The 6,411-nt window shown below is 62.3% G+C and carries 4 protein-coding genes; all 4 read right to left on the bottom strand.

Annotated features, from left to right (window positions below; translation table 11 throughout):
• Positions 1-56: 56 nt before the first annotated feature.
• From L286_RS28135 to L286_RS28120, 4 genes are read right to left on the bottom strand one after another with little or no spacing between them, the layout of a single operon-like run.
• Positions 57-959 carry an ArdC family protein gene (locus L286_RS28135; protein ID WP_013039035.1) on the bottom strand — a complete coding sequence of 301 codons (903 nt, stop codon included), beginning with the start codon at positions 957-959 and terminating at the stop codon, positions 57-59.
• Positions 960-1,003: 44 nt separating this feature from the next.
• On the bottom strand, positions 1,004-3,229 hold the full coding sequence (locus L286_RS28130) for an integrase (RefSeq protein WP_013039034.1): 2,226 nt from the start codon (positions 3,227-3,229) through the stop codon (positions 1,004-1,006).
• A complete protein-coding gene (locus L286_RS28125; RefSeq protein ID WP_013039033.1) occupies positions 3,226-5,013 on the bottom strand; it encodes a hypothetical protein in 1,788 nt (595 codons plus the stop codon). Before L286_RS28125 ends, L286_RS28130 begins: the two co-directional genes overlap by 4 nt.
• Entirely contained in the window at positions 5,010-6,401 is a 1,392-nt protein-coding gene (locus tag L286_RS28120; RefSeq protein WP_013039032.1) for a tyrosine-type recombinase/integrase, read from the bottom strand. The genes L286_RS28125 and L286_RS28120 overlap by 4 nt, the downstream gene beginning before the upstream one ends.
• Positions 6,402-6,411: the final 10 nt, after the last annotated feature.

Genomic DNA, 6,411 nt, shown 5'->3' with positions numbered 1-6,411 from the left:
ATATCCTGACAGTCCAGCCCTAATGTGACTTCTACCGCAAATTTTCGGGGCGCTTATCATGCGGCGATCTCCTCAGGCTGGGGCTGCTGGGCGTGCATCCAATCGGCGGCCGCCTGCGCCTTGCTGGCGGCGGTGAAGATGGCGCGAGGGTCGTCTTTGAGTGCGCGCAACCACGATGCTACGTAGGCGGCATGATCGGCCCGCGGATGGTGAGCGATCCTGAGGTCGGCGAGTACGAACGATGCGGTCAGTTCAGCGCAAATTTCCTCGATCGCCAAGCTGTCGCGCTTGAAACGTTCGGCAAAGTTGCGGTCGAGCCGGTGCTTTGCCCCTGTGGCGTGGGCCGCCTCATGCAAAAGCGTGCCCATCTGTGCTGATGCATCCCGAAACGAGGCAAAGGTCGGCATGAAGATGTGATCGAGGTCGATCCGGTAGTGCGCATCGTAGGCGCCCTCGGTGATCGGGATCTTGAGGGCCGCGACGAAAGCTTCGGCGTGCCCGAACCGCTCGCCCTCGGGTAGAACTGCGACAGGTGGGGGTTCATAGCCCTCGACCTGGGCGAGGTTGAACACGGTGAAGGCCCGCGCGAACATGCGGCCGGGTCCGGCTTCGCCATCGTCATGATCATCATCGGCGCGCGATGCGGCCTGTTTCCAGAACACAACCGTCGTTCCGCGTTCACCTTTGCGGACCTGTGCGCCAAGCGATGCCCACTGGCGATAGGTCCCCCAAAGACCGCTGGAATAGGCAGCCGCTTCGGCTGCGATCCAGAGCGCGAGCACGTTGACGCCGCGATAGCGGCGGCGAGAGGTGACGTTCTGCGGCCTGGTGGTGGCAGCGCCATCATGGTGCCAGGGCATGCGCCAATCGCCGGCCCCGGCTTCGATGGCAGATACAATCTCGGTGGTGATGCGCGAATAAACGTCGGCTCGCGGCGTCGCAGGGTAGGATCGGGACATGGCAGGTCTCCACGACGGGCGGAGGGAAACTGTCTTCCGCTCCTTCAATCCGTCACCCGCAAACCCGCCTCCTCTTCCTCTCCCGCCATACCGTTATGCGGTGTGGCGGTACCCGGTGCGATCTGTTCAAGAACACGCTGGATTCTGGCCACCTCGGCCTGAAGCGTCACCCGCTGCGGCTCTGGAAGCCGCTTCTCGCGCAACAACAACCGTGCCTCATCAGCACCGCGCTGCCATGCCGGGCGATGCCGTTCGGCGATGCAGGCATTGGGGCAGCGGACCGGTTCGCACATGGAGATCATTGGCCCGCTTGCGCCTGGCTCCGAACTCCGGTTCAGGCACAGGGCGGTTGCCGGATCAAAGAAGCAATCGGCCAGCGGGCCGACATGCAATGTCCGCGCGAGACTGCCCAGCATGGTGCGCAGACGTGGACGGTCGGCAATCATGGCAGGTAGCGGCGCCAACTCGTGGGCGGCAGTATCAAGCACAACTCCGACCCTGTTCGCGGCAGGTCCGCCAAGGCGTGCGCCACTTTGCCGCTCGTCGAAGTAGACAAGGATATCGTCAATCTGGCCAAGCGCACGCTGGGCTTCGATCTCTCCCCGAAATCCGGACCGGCTGCTGCCAGCATAGCCTTCGAAAGCCGCAACGCTCGCATGCTTGTACTGGATCATGCCGGCAATTGTTCCGAAGGGCCGGTTGGCGATGTGCCAGGCGATTGTGCGGCGAAACTGACGCGTTGTCAGACGCCATGGTCGGCCGTCGGGTCCGGCAGGAATGACGGGTGCCTGCGCGGATCCGAAGTGGTCATTGAGGTGATCGCGGAACCGGTTGAGTTGCCGGACTATCTCTGCAGAGACGTGCGTCTTGGTATTGGCCCGAAGCGTGAGGACTGGCCACAGGGTCGTTGTTCCGCGCGCTTGTCCCGCCCGCGCGGAAAGGCGTTCGAGGACATCGATGGCTTCAGCGACCGGCGCGATGGTAACCCACTCGGTCTCCTCGCCGCCGCCGCGCTTGCCCTTGTAAGCAGTGGACTTGATACGATGCCGCAAGATCGTACCGTCTTCGGCTTTGGTAATAGACAGGCATCCCCGCCTCATGGCTTGGATCTCGCTGTCCCGCATGCCTGAGAGAAAGGCACATACGATATAGGCTGCGGACTGCAGCATGACTTCCTCGAGGGGCAAAACCTTGGCATCGAAGCGGGTGCGCCAAGGCATGCCCGTATCGGGATCGGCAGAATTGGGCGTATCCATGCCGCCAATCTCGGTGCCGAGTTCTGCGATGGCAGCGGCGATGAGGTCTGGTGCACCCGTGGCCAGGCCAAGGTGCATGGCAGGTTCGGCCTGCGCGTTGATACCGGCATGGAGGTGGATCAGGTGGTAGTTGATCGGCGGCGTGACGGCGCCGGTTTGCGGATCTGTTCGCGTTGCGCCGTTATGTGCCGTGGTCCAGATCGGAATGCCGCGCCCATGCTGCCGCAAGGATGCAACATAGTCGAGGAGGCGTTGGCGTTGCCGTAACCGACGAACAGCGGGATCCAGACCTTCCTCAGCGGCAATCAGACGGTTGCGCGTTGCTTCAAGGCAATCGAGTTCTGCCCGTGCGGCAAGGATATCGCCTGCGTAGCAGGTCACGTAGCGCAACGACCAGGAGAGCAGCGGCGTCATGATCGCTTCAGGAATGCGCGGCGTCCGGTTCTCCCCTGCAATATGCTTTGCGCCCGCCACGGAAAACGGACTTCGTCCCGGCCACGGTTCGAAGGACAGGCGCGCAGTCGGCAGATGATGCTGCAACTCGTGCAGGTCAAAGACGATCCGCAGCAGCGCTGCCGCTGCAACTGGGCGCAGCCCGGCTAGGCGCAAGGCTCCGGCGTAGCGATCGACCAGAGCCTGATCGACCCGGGCGAGATCGAAACGCCCCAGCTGAGCCTTGACGAAGTCGAAAAAGCGCAAGGTCCGGTTGGCCTCGCCGCGCACCCCGGCCGGCTCAAGCCGCGAACGGTGACCGGGGAGATCGACATTGAGCCGCGCATGGAGAATCTGGCGCAGGGCATCAGCAATGGATGGGTCTTTGATACCGCCGAAATGTACCGTGACATGGCAGCGCCGCGCGTTGTCGCGAAATACGCCGGGAGCCAGATCCCACACTGGATCGCCGTATCGTGAAATATGCGCGCGATCGCAGCCGGGGCGCAAAGGCGCGGACATAAGCACAGGGAGGGCATCGCGCTCATCGTCGCTCTCCGCCAGAAGCTGGACAACGGTCATGCCCGTGCCTCTGGCGGCAGATAGACCGTGGGAGGGTCGTTCGCGACTTGCGCACGGGCCCTTGTCACGACGTCTTCGGCGAAGGCAGGCAGAATCTGCTGAACGATGCGATCATGGGCATGACCAAACTTGGCGGTCCAATCAGCAGCACTCAGGCCGATCCGCTGAGCGTCGACGAAGGAGAGAAAGGTGAGAATGGCAGGCAGCTTGCGCGCGGTAATGACCGCGTTGCGGCAATCGAGGCAGGCCCAGAACGGTGTAGGGCATGGCGTGCCGGCGGATGCGAAGGGACTGGAATAGAAGTTGCCACAGCTTGCAAGCCAGACGTCTTGTTCGCCATTGAGCAGTGCGGTTGAAATGCCCCCATCATCGGGATCAGGGCTTGCCAACTCGCCGCGCAGCCGGTCCTCGTCTTGAGGAGGCAGGATCATTGGACCAGCGAGCACCTCTTCGAGGGCATCTGCCACGGTTTGCTCGTGCAGCGGTCTGAGGGAGGGAATATCGGCGTAGTGCCGTGCCGCGATATCGACGGTATGACCTACGGCGAAGCGGGCCATGTGGCCTTCGGTCTTGAGATACCACAAGGCCTTGTGCGTCTTGCGCAGATACGAAAGACACAGGTGGAGCGGTTTACCCTGATCATCGGTAATACAATGGCGCTGCGTCCAGGCACTGACCTTCAAGCGCAGTTGACGAATACCTGCGGTGATCTCGCCCGGCTGAAAATAGACCCAAAGGTTATCGCTGGAGTTATGGACCCTGGCCTTGGACGATAGGGCGATGATGCGTCGGATCAGACCGCCAGCGGTGGATGAGCCGCGATCACGCACCCGGATTGTCTTGTGCTCGGCACCGTGTGCCCGCAGCTTGGTGTAGGCGATATCGACGGTACCCCCTGCGGCATTGCGCAGACAATCGAGGGTGAGCGACTTGCAGCACTCCAGCTCAAGCCCTGTCTCGATTAAGAGCAGAACAAGAAGCGGGACGATATCGTCGGCAGTAAGATAGTGGGCTGCGTGGAGGCTCAGGTTAAGCCTGTCACTGGTGAGATCGCGCTTTTTGCGCAGCTTGTACAGGCTCTGAAACGTGGGATCACGGTAGCCCAGAACACCGTATGTCTCGATGGCAGCATGGGCTTTGCAATATGCGCCATCGATCTGCGGCACCTCATCGAACTGCGGCCCCGACCGCAAGCGCGCCTCGATCGCAGCGATATCCGCGCGTGCCGCATCGCGCAGCTGGCGGGCTACATACGGACTGTAGGCATCGCGTGGACGGGAACGAACGTGTGCGTGTGAGCTGACGTAGCGCAGTCGTTCCCGCAAGCCGCAATCGACAAGCTCGGGGCTGTCGTCCGCGATGCGACGAAGGACGGAAACGACCTTGGCGACATAGGTTGGTCCATGCACGCAAGACTTGCCCTGCGCGCTGAGCCATGTCTCAAATCCATCAATGTGATGGGCACGAAGGTCAGCAGGGCCGTTGATCCCGTCGCCTGTCCCGGCCAGGTAGGAAAAGAAGCTTGGCAGCTGGTTGGCGTATGTCTTGAGCGACGAACGTACCATGATGGGGCCGCGCGGAGCAGCCAGCATGAACAGGCTCCGGGCAAATGCGAGCGCCAGGCCGCGTGGCCGCAAGCCCGTGAAATCGACGAGCAGCTCGCCGCCATATAAGGGATGAATCATGAAGCGCAGCGTGCTGATCTGCGACCATGGATCGGCTTGGGGCGCAGCCGTATCTGCCGCGAAGCTGACCTTGCGTCCTTTGCGTGGAGCAGCGGTCATGATCGAAGATAGCCTGGTACGAGTGCCAGCAGTTCTTCGACTGCCGCATCAACGGTATCGGCACGCGTGGCGAGGTGATCGAGATAAATAGAGGTCGTCGCGAGGCTCGAATGGCCAAGCAATCGCTGGACCTGTTGAAGCGGATCGCCGACCAGCTGGCGATAACCTTCCATGGCGCCCACTGGTGCCGCTGCGTCGGCGAGGCGGCGCTGGATCAGCATGGCAAGCATGTGGACTGCAAAGGAATGCCGGAGTTGATGGGGGCTAAGCCGGACCGGGATGCCGGCGTCCGTGCAGCGGCGGCTCGCCCGTGCGAAGATCGCTTCCCACGAGTTGGGCAACACAGGATGGCCCACCTCGGTCAGCCAGAGGACCGCGGCTTCGCGCGGCGTTCCATCGTCAGCGCAAATAACAAGCCTTGCGCGTTCATCCGGTGTGACGACCTCTATGTCCATCGTGCCACCGCCAACGAGATGCAATGCACGCTGCCCGAATGAGGGGCTGTGGATGAAGATCGGGCGGTCGATGGCTTCCCAGCCACGGCGCTGTGCGAACTTGGCGACGGCTGCGGCTCGCTCAACGGCGATGTAGGCGTCAAACACCGGCAACAAGCGGCGCGGCAGCAGCATGCTTCGCCCCCTGTCACCCTTGGTGAGTGCCGCCGGAAGCTCGACCCGCCGCTGACGTTCCGAGCGGGCGTCGCAAACCGGAATCTCAGCTGCGAGCAAGTGGGATGCCTCTTCCAGGCGCAGGCCGGTGGTGACCAGCAGATCGGCGAACAGCGCGTTGCGCGCGCCATTGCGGTCACGCGCTCCAGGACGCTCGGTCCCTTCAACGGTCAGGCCGCGCAAACCAACTTCCCGGAAGGCGCGGTAATCGGTGAGATCGATGAAACGGACGTCGGAACGACGGGCTGCGCGCTCATAGGCGTTATTGCGGCCCGTGACCGCCGCACGGCGCCCATCGTGCGATCGTCGCCAGACCTGACGATGCGTAAAAGGTGTACGCTCGATCAGCCCCTCCCGTTCGGCCCATCGATAAAGCTTGTCGAGCGAGGCAATCGCCCGGTTCCACGTCGATGCAGAAATCCGGAACTCAGCATCGCTGCGCCGCCGGGCACGATGATAGGCACCGACATCATCGGCATCGGCTTGCCAGACAGACTTGCCGCGGGCCGAAGCGAGAAAGCGAACCCAGACCAGAACATCATAACCATGGGCGCGCAACGAGTGTCGCGAACGCGAACCGTTCAGCGGCAAATCGAGGAAGTAGCGCTCAAGGTGGAGATCATAGATCGCACCATCACGCAGAATTACCGGGATGTAGGAGTCCAGGCCATCCGCCGTCCGGCGCTCCTGAATGACGATCGACGCACCTGAATTATCCACAGCTTGTCAG

The organism is Sphingobium sp. HDIP04 (assembly GCF_000445085.1).
Taxonomy (GTDB): domain Bacteria; phylum Pseudomonadota; class Alphaproteobacteria; order Sphingomonadales; family Sphingomonadaceae; genus Sphingobium; species Sphingobium indicum.
The sequence above is the reverse complement of the archived record's forward strand: the minus strand, read 5'-3'. Positions and strand labels throughout refer to the sequence as shown.